This window comes from Bradyrhizobium sp. 482_C4_N1_8, from assembly GCF_052075965.1.
GTDB classification, from domain to species: Bacteria; Pseudomonadota; Alphaproteobacteria; order Rhizobiales; family Xanthobacteraceae; genus Bradyrhizobium; species Bradyrhizobium barranii.
The window spans coordinates 4,918,034-4,941,299 of sequence record NZ_CP197231.1 but is presented as its reverse complement, the minus strand read 5'-3'; the positions used below and the strand labels follow the sequence as shown (position 1 = coordinate 4,941,299).

The window sequence follows — 23,266 nt, the reverse complement described above, 5'->3', positions numbered from 1 at the left end:
GCCCCGACCAAATCCCGACGCTGCCCAGGAGCGCGCATGTACGGTCCCGACCTGAGCGGCTTGCCCGTCGTCTTCGCGCTTGCGGGGGTCGGCGTGCTCTGCCCGTTCGCCGACAAGGATAGCTGCGAGGCGTCCAAGACCCAGATCACGCGCGTCTCGAAGAAGATCGAGCACGGTTGCGTGTCCTTCATCTCGCCGAAGCCGGCGCAGTAACGCACGGACGGATGCCCGCTTCTGGCGGCAAAGCAGGCTTACGCAGGCAATTTGAGCATTTCGCCTTTTGACCGCAGACGACCGCCGTGTCAGACCGGCGCTTATTTTTCGATGTGCCACGACCCGTCCCAGTCGCACGGCGGTGGTTCTGCTTTGAAGCTTTCGATGCGCTCGATTAGAGCCCTTGCAGGCCCGTCGCCGGGCATCGCTTCGAGCGACGCATTGAGCGCGGCAAGCGCATCATCGCATCGCCGGTCCCGATAGGCCGAGAGCCCTTCAAGGTACTTGGCCCGTGATGCAAGTTGCTGTGGTGTAAGATCACCCTTGTTTCCAACTATTTCGAAAACGGCTTCGAAACGACTCTGCCCCGCTACCACGATCCGATCGATCTCCCGCACCTCAAGTGAGGTGCCCACGGCAGCAATAGTTCTTTCGGAAACGAGATTGCGGGTGCCGTACACCTTGTTCGCGCCCTCCAGCCGCGAGGCGAGGTTCACTACGTCGCCCATGACGGTGTAGCTCATCATCACGTCGGAGCCGATGCTGCCGACCAGCGCCTCGCCGGTCGCGATCCCGATCCTTAGATCGCATTTCTCCATTGGGGTTGCGCGAACGCCAAGTAGCTCAGGAATCTCCTCACGCAATTTTTCGATACGTTCGATCATTTCCAACGCGGCGAGGCATGCAAGCCGGGCATGATCGGCCTCATCGACGAAAGGGGGGCCCCAATAAGCCATGATGCCGTCGCCGATATACTTGTCGATGATCCCTCGGTTGTTCCGAATTGGTTCGGACATGACCGAAAGATAGTGGTTCATGACCTTGACGAGACCTTGCGGGGTCATGCCTTCGCTCAGGCTGGTGAAGCCCTTCAAGTCGCAGAACAACACAGTCATCACTCGGCGCTGGCCTTCGGCGGCCGTCAAATTAGGGCGATCGATCAGTCCTTCAACGACGCGCGGATCGATATACTTGCCGAATGTTTCCTTGATGCGTTGGTTGTTGCGCAATTGCACAACCATCCGATTGAAGGCAGCCGCCAGTTGTCCGATTTCGTCAGTCGCCCTTACATCGATTGACTGATCGAGCTGGCCCGCTTCGACCGCGCGGGTACCCTCTAGCAGTTGACGGATCGAGCGAATGATGCCGCCACTGACCAGGTTGGCGAAAATCAATCCGACGATCGCGGCAAGCAGCGTAACGATGGCCGAGGTCAGGGCCACCCGGGTTTGTTCCGACCTGATTTTTGCGATAGCCCCATCGCTGACGGTCAACATGCTCAACCGAATAGCGTTGACTTTCTCATCCAGTTCGTCGCGAGCAGCGTCTGCTTGCGCAAGGCTGCGCCTGACCGCCGCAAAGTCTCTGGCCTCAAGGTGTGAAAGTAGCTCTCCGGTTTCCTGCTTCAGTTTGCGGCGAGTATCGCTCAGATTTTCAATTCGGTTTTCGATGCGCGCCAGGGCTGCATTGTCCGAGGGTGTACTTGCGTCCTCAATGATCGAATTGATCAGTGTCCGCGCGGCTTGCGCCTCACTTTCGACCTCGTCTCCCTTCGCGTTGTATAACTCCAAGCGGGCCCTATACCCGAGCACATCGGGCGGCTCCTGCATCTTCGCGATCACCATGCGGCGGACCGCGAGACCTCGTTCCAGAGACAGAGTATTGATCCGCGTCAGATGCCCGTTGATCGGGGCGTACCGTGCAGAGAGTTCATCAAGCAGATGGCCGACGCGCCTGATCATCACTATCGATAGGACCGATGTCGCCAGCATGAGGATGATCAATCCGACGGAGATCGCAACAATCCGCCGCCGTATCGACTGTTTGATCATCGATCCGGAGAATTTCTTGAATCCTTTAAGAGCGAGAACCTTTGAGATGTCTCGTGCTCCGTGGTGAAACGTCCGATGTACTCACAGTCGAGCTTCCCCGCACTCAGCCACGTCAAGCGGTCAGAGACCAACTTCGTTCATTCCTCATTCAAGCTGAATTCGAAGGTTTTGGCAGGCGGGCCTTGGTGAACAGCCCCGAACTGGCTAAGCGGCAAATTTATCACCAGCGAAGAGGAGTAAAGGTCGGTGAGTTCGAGTTTGAGCTGTTGACCGGCTTCCATTTGGGCCGCCACAGTTGGTTCGATTCCGCGGGCTGCGATGCAGATGTTGGTGAGACACCAGTTGAAAGGAACCTGGATAGGGCTGCCCTGATCTACCGTCACCTTGACTCCCTGCTGCAGATTTGCCCCTTGCGGAACGAATAGCTGCAAGCGAGCCGGACCGTCAGCTCGCTCGATCAGATCGACACGCACCACGACCTGATCGAGATCGTCCGTGGCGGTTGATGTCGATCGGCATATCGTGGTTCGATCGGATGAGGCGAAACAAAATTTTTGCCAGGTTGATAAATGGATGTTTTCAGGCAGCCGCAATCGCGGCGGCGTCGACTGAGGCTCCTGCCGGGCCGAAGCGCCGTTGACTTGTTGCCCAAGCGGCGGGGCGGTCGCTGAATGCTTCTCTAGAAATTGCGATACCAAGGGCGACCAGATCGGCACCGCGTCGGCGGAATCGATCATGAAGTGCCCGTCGGTCCCAAAGGACGGGAGCATACGATAATCGGCATTTCCGCCCGCTTCGACAAAGGCCTGATGCATCCGCTTCGTCAATTCCGGTCCGAAGTAGGTGTCGTTTTCGGCGTAGATCCAAAGCATCGGGACGCGCGCGGTGCGGCCGAACTCACCAGTAGCGGCAACAAGCTTGTCGGGTGCACAATTGTTGTTGGGTTTTCCGTCAACGCGGCCTCCACGGCCAGCCGCAAATGTAAGGATGGCCTGAACTGATGACGGGTTTAGGCTCCCAAGAGCGATCGAACCCCATCCGCCGCCAGACTGGCCAACGACGACAACCTTGCCAGGCTGGATCATCTTCCTCTTACTCATGTAGTCGATGACCCACTCATTCAGAGTGGCGATAGCGAGCCCGGGACCACGAAAGTTCGGGTTGTCGCAGCTACCGACGTGGGCAAAGACAGACCCGTAGAGACCCTGATCCTTGTCATCGAGACTGCTCGCCCCGTACCTGATAGGCGAGATGACCACATAACCGCGGCGTGCAAACCAACGTGCCGCGTCCCGATATTCGATCGCCGGAAACATCGTCCGCTGATTGGCGTCGAGAGAAATCCCGTGGTTCATGACCACCAGGGGGAACGGCCCATCTCCGACCGGCCGTACCAGGAAGGCAAGCACAGGTAGCGGAAACGGCAACGCCCAGATTTCCTCCTGGATTTGTGGTCCCGCAGTTCGATTATCTGCTGCGGTAGCGGAATGGAATGCCGAGGGGAAAAGCAGCAAAAGAAGAATCACAAGCAAGTGCTTCAGCATCTTCTTTCTCCGACAGATATGGTCTGGCCTGACGCTAGGTCTGGGGGGTAGGCATCCATTGATCTGGATCAAGTAGCAAACCGCAAGTTCCCCAGATCATGCGGCTTAGTGGCCAAGCGATAACAGCGTCCTAGGAAACCTGGATGAGCGTCCATGGTCTTTTCACGCTGCTCTTGCTTCTTCGGGGGCCCGCCGCCGCTATCGTCGCGGGTCCGCTGCTGGCCCTTAGCTGACTAGCGAGGCAGAACTAACCATTTCCGCTCCCGGGGGCAGAGCGGACATTCGCACTGCGGCAGCATACTTCAGGCCGCGTCGGTGCTTGTCGCCCATTGAAACCGCCCCGGGGCGGCTCACATTAACAACAAGGACGGCCGCCATGACGCATCCTATTGGACTGGCCGTGGAATGGCCTGCGGACAACGTCCAGCGCGTGGCCGTGGACAGGCTGCGCCCTTACCCCAACAACACGCGCACGCACTCACGGGCGCAGGTAGCGCAACTGGTCGCATCTATTCAGGAGTGGGGCTGGACCACGCCGGTCCTTGTCGATGAACAGGGCATGCTGATCGCCGGGCACGCCCGCCTGGAGGCGGCCAAGCAGCTCGGCATCCCCGAGATCCCCGTCATGGTCGCGCGCGGCTGGACGGAGGCTCAAATCCGGGCCTACACCATCGCCGACAACGCGCTGCCCCTGAACGCCGGCTGGGACGAAGCGCTGCTCAAGGTCGAGATCAAGGCAATCGAGGCGCTGAACTTCGACGTGGGTAAGATGGGCTTGGACATGGAGTTCATGACCAAGCTGTTCGACGAGGGCGGCGTCAATATCGCGGCCGACCGCGACGAGGCGGCGACGGGCGTGCGGGCTCAGCACATGAAATTCGGGAAGGCGAGCGTTGTCATCACGGACGAAGAACTCGAAGGGCTCAACCGCATGCTGGCGCGCTACACCGACCAGTTCGGGCTCAGCCACGGCTTCGCGCAGTGGCTGCTGGACGCGGCGGCTTAACTAGGCATGGTCTCTGGTGCGACGCCCTTAGCTTAAAGCAGTTGTCGGTACCATAAATTCAACCCGACATCCCAATCCGACGGATCTTCGGTAAATTGTAGGGCGGTTATGGTCCAGCCGGGCCTCTGAGCCAATGCTCCACCGCCTCCGTTTTCCGGCACTTTGGTTGGCATGCCTTTCTCTTCCGGACCTAAAGCAAAACCTGGGTTTGTGACTTTGCCCGGCCACGTGAGCTGTAGTCCGGGATCTGAGAGTTCATAAAAACGCCAGTCTCCCCAGCTACCGCCGGCAGGGAGCTGAACAAACTTACTGAGGCTGCCGCGCTGGGCAAAGGTTTTGTCAGCACCGCCGAGACCATCAAAATGCAACTGCCCAATGCCAACGATCGGGCTGTAGTAAATTTCCAATGTAAAGCGACTGAGATCTTCGATCGTCCTCCCAATGCGAAGACCGGTTAGCAATCCGTCGGTCGGAATGCTTATGTGATCAGAAGTTCTTTCAAGATGTCCAAGTAGTCGCTGTGGGCCAAACTGCATCTCTCAACTCCCAATGGCTTTTAAAAATGAGCGTGCGACGGCTAAATAATTGGTCATGGGTACTTACTCACTCGAAATGACAGTGGCAGGTTCAACCACGGCGGGAACATAGCTTGTCTGGTCGTATCTTCCAAACGTCATGTGTCGATACAAGTTATTTGGATACGATATGCTGAACCTGAACGCCGACATCACGGGGCTCCGTGGCGCTGAATACAACCCGCGCCGGATCAACGAAGACGACCTGAAGGCGCTGGCGGGGAGCATCACCGAGTTGGGGCTGGTCAAGCCGCTGATCGTCCGCGGTGACCTGCTCGTGGCGGGCCATCAACGGACCAAGGCGCTCCGGCACCTGGGCATCACGCGCGCGGCAGTCTACTTCCTGTCCAGCGAGACGACGCTGTACGACGAGATCAAGTTCAACCAGTTCCACAACGGCACCGACGTGGACAACGGCGACGAGAACGCGCGCATCACGGGCGGCTTCGACAAGCCGGGCTGGCATCAGGTGGACATCAAGCGGCTGACGGCCAACTGGCGCAGCGGCATGAGCATCGTCCGTGAGGACATTTGCAGCCTCATACAGCGCTTCGGCCCATGGGGCGGCGTAGTATCAACCATGTCCGGCGAGATCATCCATGCCGCGCAATACGCGCTGGCGGCCCGTGCAAAGAACGTCCCGCTCACGGTGCATGTGCTGCCCGACGACAAGATCGCCCGCGCGCGCGAGCTGCTGAGCAAGCAGTACGGCGTGTTCAGCTACGACAAACTGGAGCGCAAGACGTACATCCAGACGCTGGCCCAGATGAACCGGCTCCGGGCCGGCGAGGGCTCGGCGGCCAAGCGCGACCAGAAGTCGTCGCTCTACGAAACGCTGGTGGTGCCTTTCGCCCAGGCGAACAAGGATCTCCGATATATCGATTTCGGCTCGGGCCATGGCGACTACGCCAAGGCGATGCGGCTGCGTGGTTTCGACTTCCATGACGTGGAGCTGTTCCGGCGCAAGGGATCGAGCTCGACGCTGGACGGCACCGCCGTGAACCTGATGATCGACAAGCTCTGCTCGGACCTGCGCAGCCGCGGGCGCTACGATGCGGTGGTCTGCGACAGCGTCATGAACTCGGTGGACAGCCTCGAAGCTGAGCACGCGGTCATGACCATGATCAACTCGCTGTGCAAGGTCGGCGGCAACGTGTTCTTCAGCGGGCGCACCATGGAAAGCGTGCACAGCCGGCTGAACCACACGAAGACGGTCAACACGAACCAGCGTCGCGGCGTCGAGTTCTTGGATGAGCACGGCTTCAGCGCGCTCTACCGCAACGGTGTGTGGTTCTATCAGAAATTCCACGACGCCAAGGGCATCGAGAAGCTTTGCGCGGATCACGGACTCGCTATCGTGAAGCGGACCAATGCCGGCACGTCTTGGCAGGCTCATGCGAAGAAGGTGTTGCACTCGCCGGAGGGTATCTTATACCCTTCGATAGATTTCGAGTTCAACCTGCCGTTTGGTGAAGAGAAGCGCATCGGCCGTCATGAAGACGTGAAGGCCGCCTTCCGCGCCGCGGCTCAATAGGCGAGGGCGCAACAGTGTCGGCAAACCTGAAGTTCTTCATCCTGTCCGAGCGCCCGGCCTTCCAAGGCTGGAAGTATTTCTGGGCAAAGAACGTCAAGGGCTTCAACTCCGATCTGCATTGCGCCAGGTGCCTCATTGGCTCGTACATCAAGCCCATCGGCACGCGCGCCCCGGTCAACACAGAGGTCGATCTGGCAGGCCACGCGGTCGGCGATCTGATCTATGTGTGCGGCGTCGCTCAGCCCTACCGCTGGGCAAACAACTTCCACATGGCTTGCCGGGTGACGGGCGCCGCTGATGACGTCGCCGCCGGCCCTATGGCGGGCGGGGATACGGTCATGCTCCGCGGCGCTACCCGCGTTGAGTTCGACGGCAGCACCGCTGAGCGGTCGTTTGCGGGCCGCGGCAAGGACTTTCTGACCTGTCGGAATTTTCAGTTCGGCGCGGAGCTCGCCGCCGGACGCTTCAACTGCATTTAACGGGCCGGCTCTGATCGCGGCTGACTAGCCTGCTGCTTACGCAGGAGTGCGCCTAGCTGACAAACCTGATCGGGATGGATCTCGCGCGGAGCAAATCTTTCTCTATCTGTTCGCCAGCTGGCAGGGATGAGAAATCAGTGCGACCGTCTGTTGTTTCTACGATGTACGTTGCGGCGGTGATGTAACGTTCCTGTTCGGGTTCGAAAAAATATCCGACACCGAGAAAAAGACCAACTCGAAGTCCCGGAGCGGCATCGATAGGGAGCTGAGCCTCGTGGGTCATTTCTTCCCCTGGGAAGATAGTCTCGGCTGGAACGTGCCGAGGAAGGTTTTTAATGCCATTGCTGAACTCTTTGATCTCGTCCCATGGGCCTACGACAAAATGAAATGCTCTAAAGGATGGGAACGCTTTGATCGCGGGCGTGTTGCCAGCGTTTTTGAAGGTCGCTCTCACTGACAACTGAGCGGCATACTGAGCTGGTCGGCTCAGAGGCGAAACAATCTCGACGCGTACCAGCCGCAGATGAGGCCGCTGAACGGCCGTCAACAGTTTGTTTGCCGAACTGGCAGCGGCCGCTGATTGTTCTGCTGCGGTCGCCAACTGTTTGTTGGCCTCGACCAAGGTGTTGGTCTGCTGGGCTGTGGACTGCATCTCACTCAGCTGCCGTTGTGCAGCATCCATTTGCCCGAAGGCAAATAGGGCCGCGACAATAGCGCCAGCGAGCGCGTAGATCGGCAAGATGCCATTTAACCATCCCCGGGTGCATTCAGCGGCGCTTTCGTTCACCCCGCAGAAATGGCCCGTAGTGATGTAAGGCAAGCAGAGTAGGATTACGGCCACAAGGGTCGCGAGCGCCGCAGCGTTAATTACAGATCTCAAGTGAAATTCCTCTGACGGGTGAGCGCGCCTAGCTTGCCATCCCGGGTGGCAACCCGTCCACTCCCTTAGGGTCTGCCACAACTCCCTGAAGGGTTAGTGAAGGATCTGTGACCGCTCAGTTGCCCATGAAAGCTTCGTAGGCGAAGCCCCAGGCGATCCCGAGCGCGATAATGATGATCAACTGTATGATCGCTCGGCTCGCGCTGGGCTCCTTTGGGAATACCCAGCGCGCAATGACTTCCAAAAACTTCATGCGGCGAGGTCGATCATGTTGTCCAGATCGGCCTCGGTCACCACCGGCCTCCGTTCCATTCGAGGTGGCCGGCGGCGTTCGTGAGGCGGTCGGCCTTGTAGAAGGCCCCGCGCTCCTGCCAGCGCCCCGCGCCGATATAGATGCTCACATTGTCCAGCCGCTGGCCGTTGATCTTCACGCTGATCACCTTGCGGTCGTACATGTTCGTCGGGTTGCCTCCGCCGCGGTAGCCTTCCAGGCGATCCAGCCGGGCCAAGGTCTGATCATCGACCTCCCAAACCTCGCCGGCCACGGCGAGTCCGCCGCTCTCTGCCGGCAGCACCACGGGGAAGCCGCCGTCGAGCATGCCGTAGTCCGCAGTGTCGGTCACCGCCGCGCCGATGAAGGCGCTATCGTCGAGAAGGTGATTGTTGCCTTGGCCGTTCTTAAGCGTGCCATATACAAAAACAGTGTGGGTCACTTCGTCTTTCTCCTGTTGTGTGCGTCCAGCGATATACAAATTATTTGGAGTGAGCAATAGCGCGGGCGGGCTGGGGCCAGCGGCTCTTCGGCCGCGGCGCGGGGCGGGACTTCCGTAGCGGAGGAGGGTTGGCCTCTTTGAGCGCGGTTTGCCTGTCGCGCTCGGCAGTGCGCTGCATCGTCGTGGTCTGGACGCGCATGCGCCCGCGGACCCACGCGCCGCCCGAGATCATGTCGTCGCCATCATCGTAGACAGGCACATAGTTCATATCGAGCTTCGTCCTGTCGTAGTTGCCGCAGCGCTCGGCGATCCGCATCAACTGGTTGGGTCGCTCCATCTTCTCCAGCATGATTAGCGTGCCTGCGCAGTGCTGCTCTTTTGGATTGCCAAGGATGTGCTCGCCCGTCTCTGGATCGAAGCGCGTTGTCTTGTGACAGGCGAAGGTTAGGTCGCGCTCGGTGATCGCCTCGACGATCTCTTCAACGCGCTCGACTTCGAGCGGGAAGCGAATGTCGGAACGGAAGGGGCAGTTGTCGCAGGGACGGCGCAGGTCGAACTTCATTTGGGCTGCTCTCGCTTTTGAAAGATCATGAGCAGGCCATCGGCCATCCAGAAGCCCTGCTTGTAGTCGTAGTCCAGCAGCCGTTCGTCTTTGTTGAGCTGCTTTTCGATCAGCTTGCCAACGTTATCGAGGCCGGAGGGTGAATTCAGGCGATGGGGATGATCCTTGTCCAGCCTCTGCGGAAACCAGTGGGTGATAAAGCGTTCGGTCATGGGGCGGTGCCTTTCTGTTGCGTCGTCTTCTCGACCAAGTCGCCGCTGAGCCATTTGTTCAACGCGACCTTGCCGGCATGACTGCCGCAATAGTGTTTACCGTCTATTTCCACGACGCTTTCGCGCTGGCATTTTTGTGGATCGAAATCGGGTCGCAATTGCCGATAGCGTTCTTGCCGCCACAGCCGCATGCGATCGTTGTCGTCGGGCTCAATGCAGCACTGAGGGGTGACGACGCGCGCTGGTTTCACGAAGACAGGCTTGACAGGCCTGATCATCAGCCGCTCCGCGCCAGCGTCAGGATCATGCCGATCAGGAGCACGGCCCAACCCCGCCTGGGGAAGATCACGCCGACCGCGCCACTGACCAGAAGCATTGTGGAAAGGTCGCGCATCACTGCCTCGCGTCCATGCTGACCATGACCGTGTTCACGCCGGTCCCGCTTTCCTTGAACGCGCCCTCGGGCAAGCGCGTGATCTCGCCGCCGTGCAGCTCCATCAGCGCGCGGAAGGCGACCGTCGCCTTGTTCGTCCTGAACTCGACACCGTTGGACATGATCGCCACCAGCCGGCCGTCCGGTTTCAAGAAGCCCATGGCGTGGGTGACGTGCGCAATGTCGGCCTGCCCGGCGAAGGGCGGGTTCATCACGACGCGGTCGAACACCGGCTCTGGCTTCGCTGACAGGAAGCTCATGTGCTTGATGCCGCCGGCAAACTCGCAACGCTGCTTGGCTTTCCATAGGCGCTGTGCGTCTATCTCGAAGCCCGCCGTCTGGCCGCCCACGTCCTCGACGGCCATGGCGAGATTACCGAGGCCGGCGTTCGGTTCGAGCACGAACATGCCGGGCTTGATGCAGGCATTCCGCACGGCAAGCTTGGCGATCTCGGCTGGCGTGTCGAACTGGCCGAAGTCTTTCTTCGTGTCGGCGATCTCGCCCGTGAGCAGCAGCAGCTCGATTGTCTCGGCCGCGTCCTGGGCAAACAGGTGGCATTTCGCCTTCTTGTTCCACTTACCGCCGGCCATTTCGATGACCTTGGCGACCGCCGTGTACATGGCCCGGTCTAGCTGGCCGGTGAGGGTGAGGGCATTGCCGCTGATGGTGGCCTGATCGAGCACGGCGAGGACGTTGGTAGCGATCTTCACTGGTAAGTCTCCTGTCAGAAAATCGTGAGGGCGTAGAAGCTCAGGACGGCGATGGCCAAAAGCAGGGGCGGCACTACAAGGCAGTGAAAACCGAACTCGGTCATCGCGTGTCTCCGGCTAATACAAAAATATTGTATCGCGCCGATGCCGGTTCGACGCAAGCACAAAATACAAATTATTTGAATAAATTCGACAGCCCCTCGAAAGGACCGAAATGCTGCGCCGCTGTATCTTTGATGACGTGTCCGTCCACGCCGCTGAGGCGCATCTGGATGGCCTGATCCTGTCGCGCCCTATGGCGCATCAGTGGTACTTCGACCGGCACTCCACGGGCTTTGTAGGGATCAAGCAGGACGCGTGCACCACGACCGTCGGCGCGCTCTTCGTGCTGCCGGGCAAGCGTCAGGTCGGCAACGGCACGCGCATCTTGAAGGAGATTATGGACGCTGCCGGCAAGCGCGACATTGAAGTCGTCTGCGCTGCGCATCGGCATCGGTGGTTCGGCAAGCAGGGCTTCATCGCTGTGAAGCGCCTGCGTGACGGCAAGGACGTGTGGTTGCTGCGCCGGCCGAGGCCCCTGGGCGACTAGGCGCGGGCTCGCTTCTTCACCGGCTTGGCCTTGGCCGGTTTGGCCCCGACGCTCACGATATCGCGGGCAGGATCGAACGGGCGGTCACCGGGCATGGGCGCTTTGAAGCCAAGCAACTCGATTGCCCACTCCGGCACCGGGTTCGAGCTCGCCGCGGTCTCGGGTTTCAGCCATGCCTTGAGTGTGTCGAGACTGACGTGGAGTAGGCCGGCGATATGCTCGCGGGTCAGGCCGCGCTCCTCAATCATGGCGCGGAACTGGCGGCGGCGCTTTTCGCGGATGGTGAGGGACATGGGCCTTACTTCCTGTGTCGGTACGGGGACGGCTCATCGAAAAGATGAACTGATTTGCGCTGGGGTATATTAGACCCCGTGCCGCTCTTGTCATGCGATTTGATGACGCGACGGGGCGGGGCGGTCTTGGACTGCCGCGGCGGGATTTCCTTGATGTCGCGGATATCGTCCTGGGTGAACCGATCCGGCCACTCGCCGAAGTCGCGGGTCTCGAAGTCCTGCTGGGTCTGCTCATAGTCACGAAAGAGATCATCGACCTCGTCGCTGAACATGTCCGTCGTGCCGGCGTTGGGTGGCGGCAGCCGCAGCCGCTTCTCGCGCCGCTTGGCTTCCTCCCAGCTTGACAGGGTATGATGGCTGCGGGAGGCGCGCTCGGCATCCTCGCGAGCCCAACGGGCCTTGCGCTCGGCGGCATCGTTGATGGCCTGCTGAGCCGCTTCCTTCTGCGTATCGAGCAGGGCGCGGTTGAGGAAGGTCGTGTCGAGCCCGAAGTCCTTGAAGCCGTCGCGGATCGTATTGAGGTAGGCCACCGTTGGCATCGCCCGCCGGTCGCGGTTCATGACGTAGATCAGCGCGTCGGCGATGGTTTCCTTGCCCTTGATGGTCACGATCACCTTGATCGTTTCCTTGCGGTAAGCGCCGCGGCCCTTGAAGCCCGACACTCCTTCGTATCGGTCAAGCGACTTCTCGCATTCCTCGGTGATCTTCCAGAGCCCGCCGACTGCGGTCTTGGTCTTGTGGTAGATCACGTCAGCCACGCCGTTGAACAGTAGTTGAGCGTTGGGCAATTCCATTCCGCCCAGGGCGATTGCCTTGGGGCAGCGAAACTTCATCTGCGCTTTGTTCAGGTTGCTGCCGTAGGCGAAATAATAGATGGGTTTCTCGGTCATGTGATGCGCTCGCTCGGGGGGAGGGCGGGGCGCGCTATACAGCGCGCCCCGGATTGCGGTCAGCGGCGGCTGGGGGCCGGGAGCGCTGCGACCGGGAGGGCGGCGCAAAGCGTGGTGACCTCCTCGAAGAGGTTCTGCACCGCAATGCCGCTGCCCTTGGCGAAGGTGATGCGGGTGCCGGGCTTGTTGTCCTTCCGCGGGTAGAAGCAGCGGATCAGCTCGGGCTTAACATCGACGGGCGTGTTACCCTCGTCGTCGGCGTTCAGGTGCTCGCCGGTCTCCTCGTCGATCATGGCGGGGACATCGACCACCATGGTCAGCGGAAGATAGTTCAAACCAAGGGCGGCAAGCTTGGCGCGGATATCAGCGAAGCTGTCGCTGACCGGAAAGCCGCCGCCGTCATCGAAGGTCATGCGAGTGCCGGGCGCTTCATTCTTGCGGGGGTAGTAGTTGCGGACGGCCTCCGCGTTGATCACGGTCGGCGTGACGCTCTCCGCGCCCGTGTCAATGTCGTTGCGTCCGGTGACTTGGTTCACGATGATCATCTTCATGGTCGGTCTCCTGTGTGGGCTGATTTTTCCGGTTCAGTCCGTGCCGGTCTCTATGGGGTATAAAATACCCCCTAGCATTTGCAGTCAACATGCAAATTCAAAAATCTTGTATTTAATCTCGATGGCGGCGGGCGGTTCGATAGCCGGCGGCCAAGCCGACCAGCAACAGCCACCAGAAGCCGGTCCACGCGAACGCTGCGAGGCAGGAGAAGATACCCCACCAATTGGCGACCCGGTCAGGCAGCAAGCCAAGCGCGGTCCCGTAGACTGCTGCGGCGAAGAGCACTGGAAGCGTCGTCATGGTGGTTATCCTTCTGCCTCTAATACAAATTAGTTGTATTAACTAGCCACGGGCCGACATTGCTGCGGCCAAGGCGGCCTCGGCAGCGGCGCGGCGCTCGGCGAAGTAGCGGGTCTGTTCGACCGCGCGGGCCTCGCGCTGCTCGCGGGCAACGCGCTCAGCCTCGGCGGCTGCCTGAGCCGCGGCGGTATGACGTGCCTCTTCCTCGCGGGCGGCCTGAGCGGCCGCCTCTGCCTCACGGATCGCCCGTGCCGGGGCATCGGCTTCCCATGCTGCAAGGCGCTCGGCCTCGGCCCGCGCGGCAGCTTCGCGCTGCTGCTGAGCGGCCCGCTCGACGGCGCGCTGCGAGAACTCTTTGCGGCGGGCGCGGAAAAACTTGCAGGCTTCCGGCTCCAACCGGAGCCACGTCAGGAGCTGCCCCAGCTCCGCGGTTTCGACATGCTTCGCGTTCAGCGCGGTGCGGGGGCGGGGCCGGGAGACTATGCTGCGGTCAACGAAGGCAACACAGAGGCGGACCCAATTCACGACCTTCTCGCTTTCGACCGTGCCCTGATGCTGGCGAAACTCAACTGACGGCTGGCGGTTCAGGGCTTGGAAGTTCAGCTTACGGTAACGGCTCGCGCCGCCCGCGCTGCCGTTGCTCGAAACGTGGGTGATCAGGGCGGCTTTGGTCTGTGCCCGCTCGTAAGCCTTGATCGCGTTGTTGATCTTTTGGTTCTCCGTCTCGCCACCGAAACCGCTGCGGTTGCTTTGGACATAGGTGTTTTTGTCCGCGCGGCGGCTCACCGGCATGATGCAATCCATCGCCGTCTCGGCGTGTACGAAGTTGACCGCCAGCTTCCTGAGCTGGTTCAGATCGAGGTCGCCGGCCCCGACGTGGACGTGAAAGCCGCAAGCCGGGTTCACCGTGCAACCAGCCGCCTTGAGCGCTTCGGTGATCTTGCGGGCCTGTTCGAGCCCTTCTTCGCCGCTCAGGACCGGCGAAACCACTTCGCCGTTCTGGTGGCCGATGCTGCCGTCCGTGACGATCTTCCAAGCGTTCGGGACCGTGTGGCCGTAGCGTTCCTCCCGGATGTTGATCCCGGTCGCGCGCCGCACTTCCTGGGCGACGCCTGCGCGGGTCTTACCGTTCAGGATCACTTCCAGTTCAACTCCAAAGGTGCGGTTGCTCAGGGTCATCTGCCGTCTCCGTTTCAATGAGGGTAGAATATACCCTGTCCGTTTGAAGTCAACGGGGAAAACAAATAATTTGTATTTTAATTCGGGAAGGCCAGCAAGTGTCCAAGAAGTTTGTTCCCACCCCCGAGCAGCGAAAGATGGTCGAGGTCGCTGCTGCGGTCGGGACACCGCCGAGAGCGTGAAGTCGCTCGAAGGCTATGACGGCGCGTGGGTTGAGGAAGCGCAGTCGCTGTCCCAGCGCAGCTTGGACCTGCTACGGCCGACCATCCGTAAGGAAGGCTCGGAGATCTGGTTTAGCTGGAACCCGCGGAACGCTACCGACCCGGTAGACGTGCTCTTGCGCGGCGCGGACGAGCCGCCGGACGCCATCGTCCGCCGCGTCAACTACATGGATAACCCTTGGTTTCCGGACGTGCTCGCGCGCGATCTGGAATGGGACCGGCTGCGCGACCCGGACAAGTTCAAACATGTCTGGCTCGGCGAGTACAATTCGATCTCGGAAGCGACTGTCTTCCGCAACTGGCGCGAAGGCGTCCTCGACATTCCGGAGGAGGCTCGGCCGCTGTTCGGCGCGGATTGGGGCTTCGCGGCTGACCCGACCGTGGGCGTGCGCTGCTGGCTGCTGAGCGACCGCCTGCTGTACATCGACAAAGAGGTCTATCAGGTCGGCTGCGAGATCGACGAGACGCCGGCACTCTTCGACAAGCTGAACGATGAGCGCATTCCGAACGTGCGCAAATGGCAGATGCGCGGGGACAGCGCGCGGCCTGAGACCATCAGCTACATGAACCGCAACGGGTTCACGATCACCCCTTCGATCAAGGGGCCGGGCTCGGTCGAGGAGGGCGTGGCCTTCCTGAAGTCCATCGACATCGTGGTGCATCCCGACTGCAAGCACGTCATCAACGAGCTGATGTACTACAGCTACAAGGTCGATCCGCTCACGCTGAAGGTCATCCCGGTACTTCTAGACAAGAAGAACCACACCATCGACGCCCTCCGCTATGCGCTCGAAGAGGCGAGGAAGAGCATGGTGGGCATCATCGACTGGTACCGCCAGCAAGCCGCGCTCGCGACCGCTGACCAGATCGGCAACACCTCGGTCCAGCTCGGCACCACCGGCACGGCCACGCTCGTCGGCTCGACCACGGGCGGCACCCTCGCTGCCCAGACTTGGTCGGTCATCTGCGTCGCGCTCTCGCTCGATGCGCTCGTGAACGGCTCGGTGGTCGGCGGCATTCAGGCGTCCATCACCCGCACCAACGCCGACGGTTCTTCGGATACCTTCGGCGGCGGCTCGGCCCAGAAGTCGGCGAGCGCCACCGTCGTCACGACCGGCGCGACCTCTTCGATCTCGGCCTCGGTTGCGGCCAAGATCGGCGCGGTCGGCTACGCTTGGTTCTGGGGGACTGCCGGCGCGGAAGTTCTCGGCGCGATCACCACGATCAACTCCGCGCTGATCACTGCCGCTGCGACCGGCGCGCAGACTGCGGCTTCGCTGCCCGCGGCCGATTGGTCGCAGAACGCGCTCGCCTTCGACGGTCTGCTCTATCAGGCCCTGAAGCCGGGCTCGAACGCCACCGTCGTCGTCCAGCCGGCCGGCACTGCCGGCACCGGCACCCCGCTGACCTCGGACAGCGCGGGCGGCATCGTGGAGATCGATGCGGTCCTGAAGAACATGTGGGACCTCTATCGGCTGTCGCCCGATACCATGTGGGTGAACTCGCAGGAGGCTCTGAACATCTCGAAGAAGATCGTCGCCGGCAGCACGACCGCTGCTCAGCGCTTCGTCTTCGAGACCGTGCAGGACGCCATCGGCGGCGGCATCATGGTCCGCACCTACCTGAACCGCTTCTCGATGCAGGGCGGGTCGGTGATCGACATCAAGGTCCACCCGAACGTTCCGGCGGGCACGATCCTGATGACCACGAAGACGCTGCCCTATCCGCTGAGCGGCGTGGGCAACATCATCCAGATCAGGACCCGCCAGGACTACTACCAGATCGAATGGCCGCTGCGCTCGCGCAAGTATGAGTACGGCGTCTACTCGGATCAGGTGCTCCAGAACTTCTTCCCGCCGTCCATGGCGGTGATCACCAACATCGGCAACGGCTAACAGCCGCGACGATTAGCGACCCGCGGCAGGCGACTGCCGCGGGCTCGGCCCCCTCAACATCAAAAGCAGGAAGCACGAACATGAAATTGCTCGCCCCGATTGGCACCAGCTCGATCAGCTTGGGTGGTGAAAACTTGGAGATCGAGAACGATGGCACCGTCACCGTCTCCGGTGTCGCCGCCATTCGCGAACTCTGTGACACCCACGGCTTCACGATCTTCAACGCGGACAAGCCGGCAGCGCCGGCCGAGAAGCCGCCCGTGGACAAATTCAGCGACATGAGCCGGGCCGAGATCATCGGTTACATCAAGGGCAAGGGCCTCCCGGTCGTGCCGCAGACCGGCACCGAGGAGCTGCGCGCTGCTGCCCGGTTGCAGTATTCGCCGGAAGAGCGCGCGGCCGACGACGCCGCCGCGAAGGCTGCTGCCGAAGCCGGCAAGTAAGGACTGAGCAACATGGCTGGACCCAGCGACCTCGTCACGCTCGCCTCCGTCAAGGCGTGGTTGAACATCACGTCGGCTAACGACGACGGGCCGCTGGGTTCGGTCATCACGCAATGCAGCCTGAAGATCATCAACCACATCAACCGCAACTGGTTGCTGCCGCGCACGTACACGGAAGTGCTCAACGGCAACGGCAAGCAAGCCATCATGCTCAGGAATTATCCGGTCACCGCAGTGCTGAGCGTGACCGTCGATGGCGTCTCCATCCCGGCCGGCTCGTGGCAGAGCAACGGCTACATGTTCCAGCCGCCCGACGACACGCCGCCCGGAAGCCGGCAGACGCTGCAATTGCGCGGTAGTTGCTTCAACAAGGGGCAGCAGAACGTCACAGTGGTGTACGTCGCCGGCTATCAGGTCAGCGCGGAAGCGGTCACCGTAGCCGCAGCCGTGACCGTCCAGCAGCCTTACGGCGCTTGGGGCTCAGACCTTGGCGTGAAGAACGCCGCGACTGGCGCGGCTCTGACGAAGGTGGTGGGCGCTCCGGCACAGGGGCAATATCAGCTATCGACGACCATCGTGGGCGGCTACGTCTTCAACGCCGCCGACGCGGGCCTGAACGTCCAGATCAGCTACGGGTACATCCCCGGCGATCTCGCCCAGGCGGCGTTGGAATGGGTGGCTGAGCGCTACTCCTATCGCTCGCGCATCGGCCAGACCTCAAAGTCGCTTGGCGGGCAGGAGACCGTGTCCTTCGCCATCGGCACTGTCCCAAGCTTCATCGGCGACATGCTCCAGCAATACACAAGCGTGACGCAGTAGCATGCTCAACCTGAAGATCCTCGGAGACGACGCGCTCGTCGCGCGCCTGTCTTCGATGCCGGACGCGGTGCGAAAGAAGCTGCTGCGGACCATCACCGCTCTGTCGTTGCAGCTTGAACGCAAGATCAAGGCCGACAAGCTGTCCGGTCAGGTGCTCAACGTAAAGACCGGCAAGCTCCGGGCCTCGATCTTTTCCTCGGTTGAGCAGACGGACACCTCGACCATCGGCAAGGCGCAATCGTCGGGCGACGTGAAGTATGCCGGCGTTCACGAGTTCGGCGGCGTCATCAACATTCCCGAGATAACGGCCAAGGGCAAGGCGCTGGCGTTCATGCAGGGCGGCAAGATGGCCTTCTACAAGAAGGTTCGCGCGCACACGGTCAAGATGCCTGAGCGTTCCTTCATGCGCTCCTCGCTGAGCGACATGCGCGAACAGATCATCGCCGAGATGACCGAAGCCGTGCGGGAAGGGGTGCGCTAATGATTGTCTCGCGCGAGCCGATATATACGGCGCTCAAGGCGCTGTTGCAGGGCGTGACGTTCGTCGCCCTGTCCGGCGGTGCCACCACCTGGGCGGTGCCTGTCAGCCGTCGCCTGAAGCTCTGGAATGAGGTGCCGATCCAGCCCGCGTGCTTCATTGCCGCGCATCAGGAGAACGACGCCTATTCGTCGGAGTTGACTCCGAGCAAGACCACCATCTCGGCCGACCTCTACGTCTACACCAAGACGGGCGACGAAACCGTTGAACAGGCGGTTGATCTCAACCTCATCCTCGACGGCATCGACACGGCGCTGAAGCCATCGGTGCTGACGGGCAAGCAAACCCTCGGCGGCTTGGTTTCGCATTGCCGCCGTGAGGGGCAGGTCATGCTCGACCCCGGCGATCTGGACGGGCAGGCCCTCGCGATCATCCCGATCAAAATCTTCGTGCCATAAGGAGCAGAGATGGACGACACTCAATCGACCGCCGCGGCATTGCCGCAAGTCAAGATCGACACCGAGCCCAAGCCGGACCCGGTGCATGTGCTGATCGACGCATGGCATCGCGACCACTTCGCGGGCATGCCAACGACTGAACTTTGGAACGCTTCTTTCGCTGCGAAGGAAGACCTGAAGAAGCGCATCGCGGCGCTTTAGCGCGACCCACCATCCACCCATGACCGAGCCGGCCTGCCACCGCAGGTCGGCTTTTCTATTTCCACCGCGGCCCCGTCCGCATGAAAGGACTGAACCATGTATAGCTTCGGATCGGGCGTCCTCATTGGCACCCGCACGGACATCGCCAACGCCACGCCGATCAACTTCGGTCTGGTGCAGGAGGTGACCATCGACGAGAGCGCGAACATCAAGGAACTGTACGGCCAGTTTCAGCGCCCGGTCGCCATCGCGCGCGGCACCATCAAGACCACGGGCAAAGCCAAGGTCGCGCGCATCTCCGGCATCGCCTTCGCCTCGCTCTACTACGGCGTGGTGCCGCAGGCCGGCCAGCTCGCGACTGCGTTCGGCGAGGCGGGCGTGGTCCCGGCGTCGCCCTTTCAGGTGACCGTGGTCAATACGGCCACGTACGTCGCGGACCTTGGCGTGCTCAATGCCGCGACGGGCTTGCCTCTCACGAAGATCGCCTCGGCCCCGGCGACGGGCCAATACTCGGTCAGCGCGGCCGGCGTCTAAGGTCCAATTTGGTGCGGCTGTGGAAGGGCTCCTCGCGGGCCTGAAGACGGCGACCGGCGGCGTGAAAGACTTCAGCGATCAGGTGAAGTCTCAGGCCGATGGCATCACCAGCAGCTTCAAGAAGTTGCAGGAGGTCATGCTTGGCATCGCCGCCGTCGTAGCCGGCGGCGCGATGTTCAAGGACATGATCCGCTCGTCGCTCGAAGCGACCGGGGAGGTGACCAAGCTGCAAAAGACGTTCGGGCTCACGCTCGAACAGGCCAACCTCACGAAGTCGTCGCTCGATTTGCTCGGCATCGCGACCGACGACTACGTGTCGATGGCAATGAGGCTGGACCGCCAGCTTCGCACGGGCAGCGATGCCTTGGCGAAGATGGGCCTGACCGCGAAGGATTTGGACCTCGGACAGAAGGGAGTGATGGACAAGGCCATCACTCTGCTCGGCTCGTACAAGGAAGGCATCGACCGCAACATCGCCGCGACCGTTCTGTTCGGCCGCGGCGGTGACGAAGCCCTGAAGTTGGTCAAGCTTGGCATGGACGGCGTGACCGCCAAGGCCCGCGAGCTCGAAGAGGCGTTCGGCCTCACGATCACGAAGCAGGATCAGCAGAACGCCCGCGAGTACAAGCTGGTCGTGACCGAACTCGGCATGGCTTTCGACGGCATCAAGAAGGCCATCGGCAGCGCCGTGCTCCCGTACCTCACGGAGTTCGGCAACTGGTTTGTCGAAAAGACGCCCATCATTATCCAAGCCATGAAGGACAACATGAAGTCCATCGTGGAGGGCGGCTTTGCCGCGGCTCAGGGCTTCATCAATTTTGTCACGACGGTCGCGACCGGCGTCTACAACCTGTTCGTGCTCTGGCAGTACATCAAGACCAAGATGGGCTCGACCACGGAGGGCGAAGCTCTCGCGTCCATCGACCAGTTCGGCGCTACGATCGATAGCCTGAACAAGTTTCGCGACAATGCGATCAAGACCATCGACGAGATCAAGGCGAAGGTGCTTGCGGCCAAGCCGTTCGAGAACCTGAACCTCGATCTGGGCAAGGGCGCGCAGGGCACCAAGAGCGCCACGGGCCTGCTCGATGATGGCGGGTCCGGCAAGGACGCGCTCTCGGCGGCTATGCGCGAAGTGGACGGCCAAATCCGTGTGCTGCGCGAGGGGTTGAACCAGAAGCGGCAGATACTCGAAACCGAATATCAAGCCCACCAGATCACCGAAGGCGAGAAGGTTGAAGCGACCCGGCAGGCCGTCGATCAGGAGTACAGCGCTGAGCTGGCGTTGTTGCAGAAAGAGCTGTCGCTTGGAAACCTGTCGCTGACCCAGCGCCAGCAGGTGCTGAACAAGATCGCGGAGCTTGAGGAGAAGCACCGCACCGATCAGGTCAAGATGGACAGCGAGGCGGTAGCCGCCCGGACCAAGATTTTCCAGAACATGTTCGATGCGCTGCAAGGCGCGTTCAACGGCCAGCTCCGCGGGCTGCTAGCCGGCACCACGTCGCTGAAGCAGGCGATGATGTCGATGCTCGGCGACCTCATCATTTCGTTCATCCAGTATGTCGCGAAGATCGGCTTCGAGTGGGTAGCCGGCCAGCTCGGCATGACCGCCGCGACGGCCTCGGGCGCAACCGCCCGCGCGGCTGCTGAGACCGCTGCCCAGGAGGCGACGCTTCCCGCCCGCATCGGTTTCTTCACGAGCCAACTGATGTCTTCGGCCGGCCTGACGTTCGCCGGCATCATGGCGAACCTCTCTCCTGCACTGGGACCGCTCGCCGCCGGGCCTGCGGCGGCCGGTGAGGCCACCGTCATGGCGCAGATGGCTAACGTCCCGAAGCTGGCCGTGGGCACGCCATGGGTCCAGTCAGACGGTCTGGCGTACCTCCATAGAGGCGAGCGCGTGGTGCCCGCAGCCGTGAACGCCCCAGACGGATCAGGGGCGGGGCCGGGCGGCGCTACGCACCATCATTGGAACGTGCAGGCGCTCGATGCCCGGTCGTTCGCGGCCTACGTTCGCGAGAACGCCGGCATGATTAACAAAATCCTCACAGGGAAGGCGGCGTTGACTGCATGACCATTCTCACATTCCCTGCACTGAGCGGCCTGACTTGGCCGGTCAAGAAGTCCCCCAGCTTCCAGACGCTCAAGCACAAGAGCGTCGCCGGCACCTCGACCATGCAGTCTTTGCAGCCGTATGCCATCTACGCCTTCGAGCTGCCGTTCGAGTTGTCGCCAGCTAACGGAGAGACAGACGGCAAAGCTCTTACTCTCAGTAGGCGCGATCTGACGATCTCAGTTGAGAGCCTCGATGCGCATCGGAAGATCCCTCTTAATTCGCTATCTTCAGGCGAAAAACAGATGATCTCTCTTTTCGCCAAGCTCTACCTTTACCCCAGAGACAAGATCATTCTCATCGACGAGCCCGAGCTGTCTCTCTCGATAGACTGGCAGCGACAGATTTTGGTCGACATCGTGCAAGCTCCACTGTGTCGCCAGGTAGTGGCAATCACCCATTCTCCTTTTGTGTTCGATAACACTCTTGAGCCTTTTGCTCGGCCCTTAACCTCAACCATTGACGCTGATCGCGCATCTCAAGTGCCTGATGATTTCGAGACTGACAACCAATGACCGTGCCCGTTTCAGCAGATCCTTACGTAAACAAGCTCAGAGCCGCCCGAAACCGCCCCGCAGTTTTGAAGATAATGCTCGCATCTGTTCGGAGCGCTAACCCCGGCTGCCTCGTGTTCGCCTTCGAGGGTGATGGAGACAAGGGCGCGTATTACCAGTGGGTCAGGCGTTTTCGTGCCGATCTCGTTTACGAGCCGTTTCCATGCGGCGGAAAACGGCACGTCCTTGAATTCCGCGAAATGTTAAGACGTGACCTCGGTGGCCTTGCTGCGCGGGTGTACTTCTTCATTGATCGTGACTTCGATGATTTCCGTGGTTTCCAACCCGATCCGGCCACTACGTTCGCGACGGATCAGTATTCCATTGAGAATTATTTGGTTACACGCGAGGTGTTGGAGGAGCTTTTAAAGGATGAGTTCCATTGTCACGCTGAGCCAGGTGTCCGTAATGCTTGCCTCGCTGTTTTCGACAAACGGCTAGCCGAATTTCTGGGTGCAACCGAAGCAATCAACCTCCGGCTATTCATCGCCAGAAGAAGCGGTTTCGAACTCAAGAAGAATCTGCCAACCAGAATAAACAACGTGGCCCAGGTTGCTCTTGACGCTGTGTATCCCGTCGCGATCGGGCCCGAGCAGATCGTCATATTCAACGAACAAGTTAACGCTGAGCAATTCGATGCACTCAAAGCCGAGTTTGCGGCGTTGAACCCGCAGAAGTCCTATCGGGGCAAATTCAATCTGTTGTTCTTCATGAAGTGGCTAGAACTTCTTGCCGCCGACCGAGCAGCGCAAAGCTCGACACACTTCAGCAAGCTTGGAAATGCCAAAGGAGTCAACTCCGGCGGGATTACGATTGGTATGCTGGCCTCGAAGTCCGAAGCGCCGGCTGGGCTCAAAGAATTCTTACATACGGTCCATTAGCGACAGCCCATCTCGCCCGAGCTCACCAACTGGTCAAACCGCGTCAGCAAATTCATAGTGCCGCCGTTGCTCACGTGATGAGCGCTGTTCGTCGAACGGGGCATGAGCTGGTCGATATACTTGATCGCTAGATATGCCCGCCCGACACGAACGTCTGACTTTCCGTCGCCTTG

At 60.8% G+C, this 23,266-nt stretch carries 30 protein-coding genes; 15 read left to right on the top strand and 15 right to left on the bottom strand.

All coding sequences use genetic code 11. From position 1 onward, the window contains the following. Positions 1 to 36 precede the first annotated feature (36 nt). Positions 37 to 213, top strand: coding sequence for a hypothetical protein (locus AB7Z56_RS23815; protein WP_231145019.1), 177 nt, complete (start codon positions 37 to 39; stop codon positions 211 to 213). A 101-nt stretch (positions 214 to 314) separates the two neighbouring features. Here the strand turns inward: AB7Z56_RS23815 and AB7Z56_RS23810 are convergent, their stop codons facing one another. Together AB7Z56_RS23810 and AB7Z56_RS23805 are read right to left on the bottom strand one after the other, a co-directional pair. After that, on the bottom strand, positions 315 to 2,045 hold the full coding sequence (locus AB7Z56_RS23810) for an adenylate/guanylate cyclase domain-containing protein (RefSeq protein WP_231145021.1): 1,731 nt from the start codon (positions 2,043 to 2,045) through the stop codon (positions 315 to 317). Positions 2,046 to 2,182: 137 nt separating this feature from the next. Continuing rightward, on the bottom strand, positions 2,183 to 3,589 hold the full coding sequence (locus tag AB7Z56_RS23805; RefSeq protein ID WP_341850559.1) for an invasion associated locus B family protein: 1,407 nt from the start codon (positions 3,587 to 3,589) through the stop codon (positions 2,183 to 2,185). Between the two features lie 376 nt (positions 3,590 to 3,965). Between AB7Z56_RS23805 and AB7Z56_RS23800 the strand changes: the two genes are divergently transcribed. Further along, positions 3,966 to 4,595 carry a ParB/Srx family N-terminal domain-containing protein gene (locus tag AB7Z56_RS23800; RefSeq protein ID WP_441256440.1) on the top strand — a complete coding sequence of 210 codons (630 nt, stop codon included), beginning with the start codon at positions 3,966 to 3,968 and terminating at the stop codon, positions 4,593 to 4,595. Positions 4,596 to 4,627: 32 nt separating this feature from the next. Here AB7Z56_RS23800 and AB7Z56_RS23795 read toward each other — a convergent pair whose 3' ends face one another. Further along, positions 4,628 to 5,131 carry a hypothetical protein gene (locus AB7Z56_RS23795; RefSeq protein ID WP_231145033.1) on the bottom strand — a complete coding sequence of 168 codons (504 nt, stop codon included), beginning with the start codon at positions 5,129 to 5,131 and terminating at the stop codon, positions 4,628 to 4,630. Between the two features lie 169 nt (positions 5,132 to 5,300). Between AB7Z56_RS23795 and AB7Z56_RS23790 the strand changes: the two genes are divergently transcribed. Both AB7Z56_RS23790 and AB7Z56_RS23785 read left to right on the top strand, forming a co-directional pair. After that, positions 5,301 to 6,704: a methyltransferase domain-containing protein gene (locus tag AB7Z56_RS23790; RefSeq protein WP_231145035.1), complete on the top strand. Its 1,404-nt coding sequence runs from the start codon at positions 5,301 to 5,303 to the stop codon at positions 6,702 to 6,704. 14 nt (positions 6,705 to 6,718) lie between these two features. Further along, positions 6,719 to 7,183 (top strand): hypothetical protein, encoded by a 465-nt coding sequence (locus AB7Z56_RS23785; RefSeq protein ID WP_231145037.1) that lies wholly within the window; start codon positions 6,719 to 6,721, stop codon positions 7,181 to 7,183. 52 nt (positions 7,184 to 7,235) lie between these two features. Here the strand turns inward: AB7Z56_RS23785 and AB7Z56_RS23780 are convergent, their stop codons facing one another. The 7 genes from AB7Z56_RS23780 to AB7Z56_RS23750 all read right to left on the bottom strand — a co-directional run bounded on the left by AB7Z56_RS23780 (position 7,236) and on the right by AB7Z56_RS23750 (position 10,666). Next, entirely contained in the window at positions 7,236 to 8,063 is an 828-nt protein-coding gene (locus AB7Z56_RS23780) for a hypothetical protein (RefSeq protein WP_231145040.1), read from the bottom strand. A 115-nt stretch (positions 8,064 to 8,178) separates the two neighbouring features. Further along, entirely contained in the window at positions 8,179 to 8,316 is a 138-nt protein-coding gene (locus tag AB7Z56_RS23775) for a hypothetical protein (RefSeq protein ID WP_231145042.1), read from the bottom strand. Positions 8,317 to 8,353: 37 nt separating this feature from the next. Beyond that, positions 8,354 to 8,776: a gamma-glutamylcyclotransferase family protein gene (locus tag AB7Z56_RS23770; RefSeq protein WP_231145044.1), complete on the bottom strand. Its 423-nt coding sequence runs from the start codon at positions 8,774 to 8,776 to the stop codon at positions 8,354 to 8,356. Positions 8,777 to 8,816: 40 nt separating this feature from the next. Next, positions 8,817 to 9,338: a hypothetical protein gene (locus tag AB7Z56_RS23765; RefSeq protein WP_231145046.1), complete on the bottom strand. Its 522-nt coding sequence runs from the start codon at positions 9,336 to 9,338 to the stop codon at positions 8,817 to 8,819. Next, positions 9,335 to 9,550, bottom strand: a complete 216-nt coding sequence (locus AB7Z56_RS23760) for a hypothetical protein (RefSeq protein WP_231145047.1) — start codon at positions 9,548 to 9,550, stop codon at positions 9,335 to 9,337. The genes AB7Z56_RS23765 and AB7Z56_RS23760 overlap by 4 nt, the downstream gene beginning before the upstream one ends. Next, positions 9,547 to 9,828: a hypothetical protein gene (locus AB7Z56_RS23755; protein WP_231145048.1), complete on the bottom strand. Its 282-nt coding sequence runs from the start codon at positions 9,826 to 9,828 to the stop codon at positions 9,547 to 9,549. The genes AB7Z56_RS23760 and AB7Z56_RS23755 overlap by 4 nt, the downstream gene beginning before the upstream one ends. Positions 9,829 to 9,943: 115 nt before the next feature. Beyond that, on the bottom strand, positions 9,944 to 10,666 hold the full coding sequence (locus AB7Z56_RS23750; RefSeq protein ID WP_441256439.1) for a methyltransferase: 723 nt from the start codon (positions 10,664 to 10,666) through the stop codon (positions 9,944 to 9,946). Between the two features lie 241 nt (positions 10,667 to 10,907). Here AB7Z56_RS23750 and AB7Z56_RS23745 point away from each other — a divergent pair, with 241 nt between their 5' ends. Continuing rightward, positions 10,908 to 11,282, top strand: a complete 375-nt coding sequence (locus tag AB7Z56_RS23745) for a hypothetical protein (protein WP_231145050.1) — start codon at positions 10,908 to 10,910, stop codon at positions 11,280 to 11,282. Here AB7Z56_RS23745 and AB7Z56_RS23740 read toward each other — a convergent pair. The 5 genes from AB7Z56_RS23740 to AB7Z56_RS23720 all read right to left on the bottom strand — a co-directional run bounded on the left by AB7Z56_RS23740 (position 11,279) and on the right by AB7Z56_RS23720 (position 14,496). Continuing rightward, entirely contained in the window at positions 11,279 to 11,575 is a 297-nt protein-coding gene (locus AB7Z56_RS23740; protein WP_231145051.1) for a hypothetical protein, read from the bottom strand. The two genes, AB7Z56_RS23745 and AB7Z56_RS23740, sit on opposite strands and share 4 nt — an antisense overlap. Before the next feature lie 5 nt (positions 11,576 to 11,580). Continuing rightward, a complete protein-coding gene (locus tag AB7Z56_RS23735; protein ID WP_441256438.1) occupies positions 11,581 to 12,573 on the bottom strand; it encodes a gamma-glutamylcyclotransferase family protein in 993 nt (330 codons plus the stop codon). Then, a complete protein-coding gene (locus AB7Z56_RS23730) occupies positions 12,525 to 13,016 on the bottom strand; it encodes a hypothetical protein (RefSeq protein ID WP_231145053.1) in 492 nt (163 codons plus the stop codon). The genes AB7Z56_RS23735 and AB7Z56_RS23730 overlap by 49 nt, the downstream gene beginning before the upstream one ends. Positions 13,017 to 13,128: 112 nt before the next feature. Beyond that, on the bottom strand, positions 13,129 to 13,317 hold the full coding sequence (locus AB7Z56_RS23725; protein ID WP_231145054.1) for a hypothetical protein: 189 nt from the start codon (positions 13,315 to 13,317) through the stop codon (positions 13,129 to 13,131). A 42-nt stretch (positions 13,318 to 13,359) separates the two neighbouring features. Continuing rightward, entirely contained in the window at positions 13,360 to 14,496 is a 1,137-nt protein-coding gene (locus tag AB7Z56_RS23720) for an amidoligase family protein (protein ID WP_441256437.1), read from the bottom strand. Between the two features lie 178 nt (positions 14,497 to 14,674). Between AB7Z56_RS23720 and AB7Z56_RS23715 the strand changes: the two genes are divergently transcribed. The 10 genes from AB7Z56_RS23715 to AB7Z56_RS23670 all read left to right on the top strand — a co-directional run bounded on the left by AB7Z56_RS23715 (position 14,675) and on the right by AB7Z56_RS23670 (position 23,093). Further along, on the top strand, positions 14,675 to 16,612 hold the full coding sequence (locus tag AB7Z56_RS23715) for a PBSX family phage terminase large subunit (RefSeq protein ID WP_441256436.1): 1,938 nt from the start codon (positions 14,675 to 14,677) through the stop codon (positions 16,610 to 16,612). A gap of 80 nt (positions 16,613 to 16,692) precedes the next feature. Then, positions 16,693 to 17,055 carry a hypothetical protein gene (locus AB7Z56_RS23710; RefSeq protein ID WP_231145069.1) on the top strand — a complete coding sequence of 121 codons (363 nt, stop codon included), beginning with the start codon at positions 16,693 to 16,695 and terminating at the stop codon, positions 17,053 to 17,055. Between the two features lie 12 nt (positions 17,056 to 17,067). Continuing rightward, positions 17,068 to 17,874 (top strand): hypothetical protein, encoded by an 807-nt coding sequence (locus AB7Z56_RS23705; RefSeq protein WP_231145071.1) that lies wholly within the window; start codon positions 17,068 to 17,070, stop codon positions 17,872 to 17,874. 1 nt (position 17,875) lies between these two features. Beyond that, positions 17,876 to 18,355, top strand: a complete 480-nt coding sequence (locus AB7Z56_RS23700; RefSeq protein WP_231145073.1) for a hypothetical protein — start codon at positions 17,876 to 17,878, stop codon at positions 18,353 to 18,355. Further along, positions 18,355 to 18,810 carry a hypothetical protein gene (locus AB7Z56_RS23695; protein WP_231145075.1) on the top strand — a complete coding sequence of 152 codons (456 nt, stop codon included), beginning with the start codon at positions 18,355 to 18,357 and terminating at the stop codon, positions 18,808 to 18,810. Before AB7Z56_RS23700 ends, AB7Z56_RS23695 begins: the two co-directional genes overlap by 1 nt. 9 nt (positions 18,811 to 18,819) lie before the next feature. Next, positions 18,820 to 19,011, top strand: coding sequence for a hypothetical protein (locus AB7Z56_RS23690; protein WP_231145077.1), 192 nt, complete (start codon positions 18,820 to 18,822; stop codon positions 19,009 to 19,011). A 96-nt stretch (positions 19,012 to 19,107) separates the two neighbouring features. Continuing rightward, complete coding sequence (locus AB7Z56_RS23685) at positions 19,108 to 19,545, top strand: hypothetical protein (RefSeq protein WP_441256435.1); 438 nt, start codon at positions 19,108 to 19,110, stop codon at positions 19,543 to 19,545. Next, complete coding sequence (locus AB7Z56_RS23680; RefSeq protein WP_441256434.1) at positions 19,463 to 21,619, top strand: hypothetical protein; 2,157 nt, start codon at positions 19,463 to 19,465, stop codon at positions 21,617 to 21,619. The genes AB7Z56_RS23685 and AB7Z56_RS23680 overlap by 83 nt, the downstream gene beginning before the upstream one ends. Continuing rightward, positions 21,616 to 22,173: an AAA family ATPase gene (locus AB7Z56_RS23675; protein ID WP_441256433.1), complete on the top strand. Its 558-nt coding sequence runs from the start codon at positions 21,616 to 21,618 to the stop codon at positions 22,171 to 22,173. The genes AB7Z56_RS23680 and AB7Z56_RS23675 overlap by 4 nt, the downstream gene beginning before the upstream one ends. After that, positions 22,170 to 23,093, top strand: a complete 924-nt coding sequence (locus tag AB7Z56_RS23670; RefSeq protein ID WP_441256432.1) for a DUF4435 domain-containing protein — start codon at positions 22,170 to 22,172, stop codon at positions 23,091 to 23,093. Before AB7Z56_RS23675 ends, AB7Z56_RS23670 begins: the two co-directional genes overlap by 4 nt. Positions 23,094 to 23,266 lie beyond the last annotated feature (173 nt).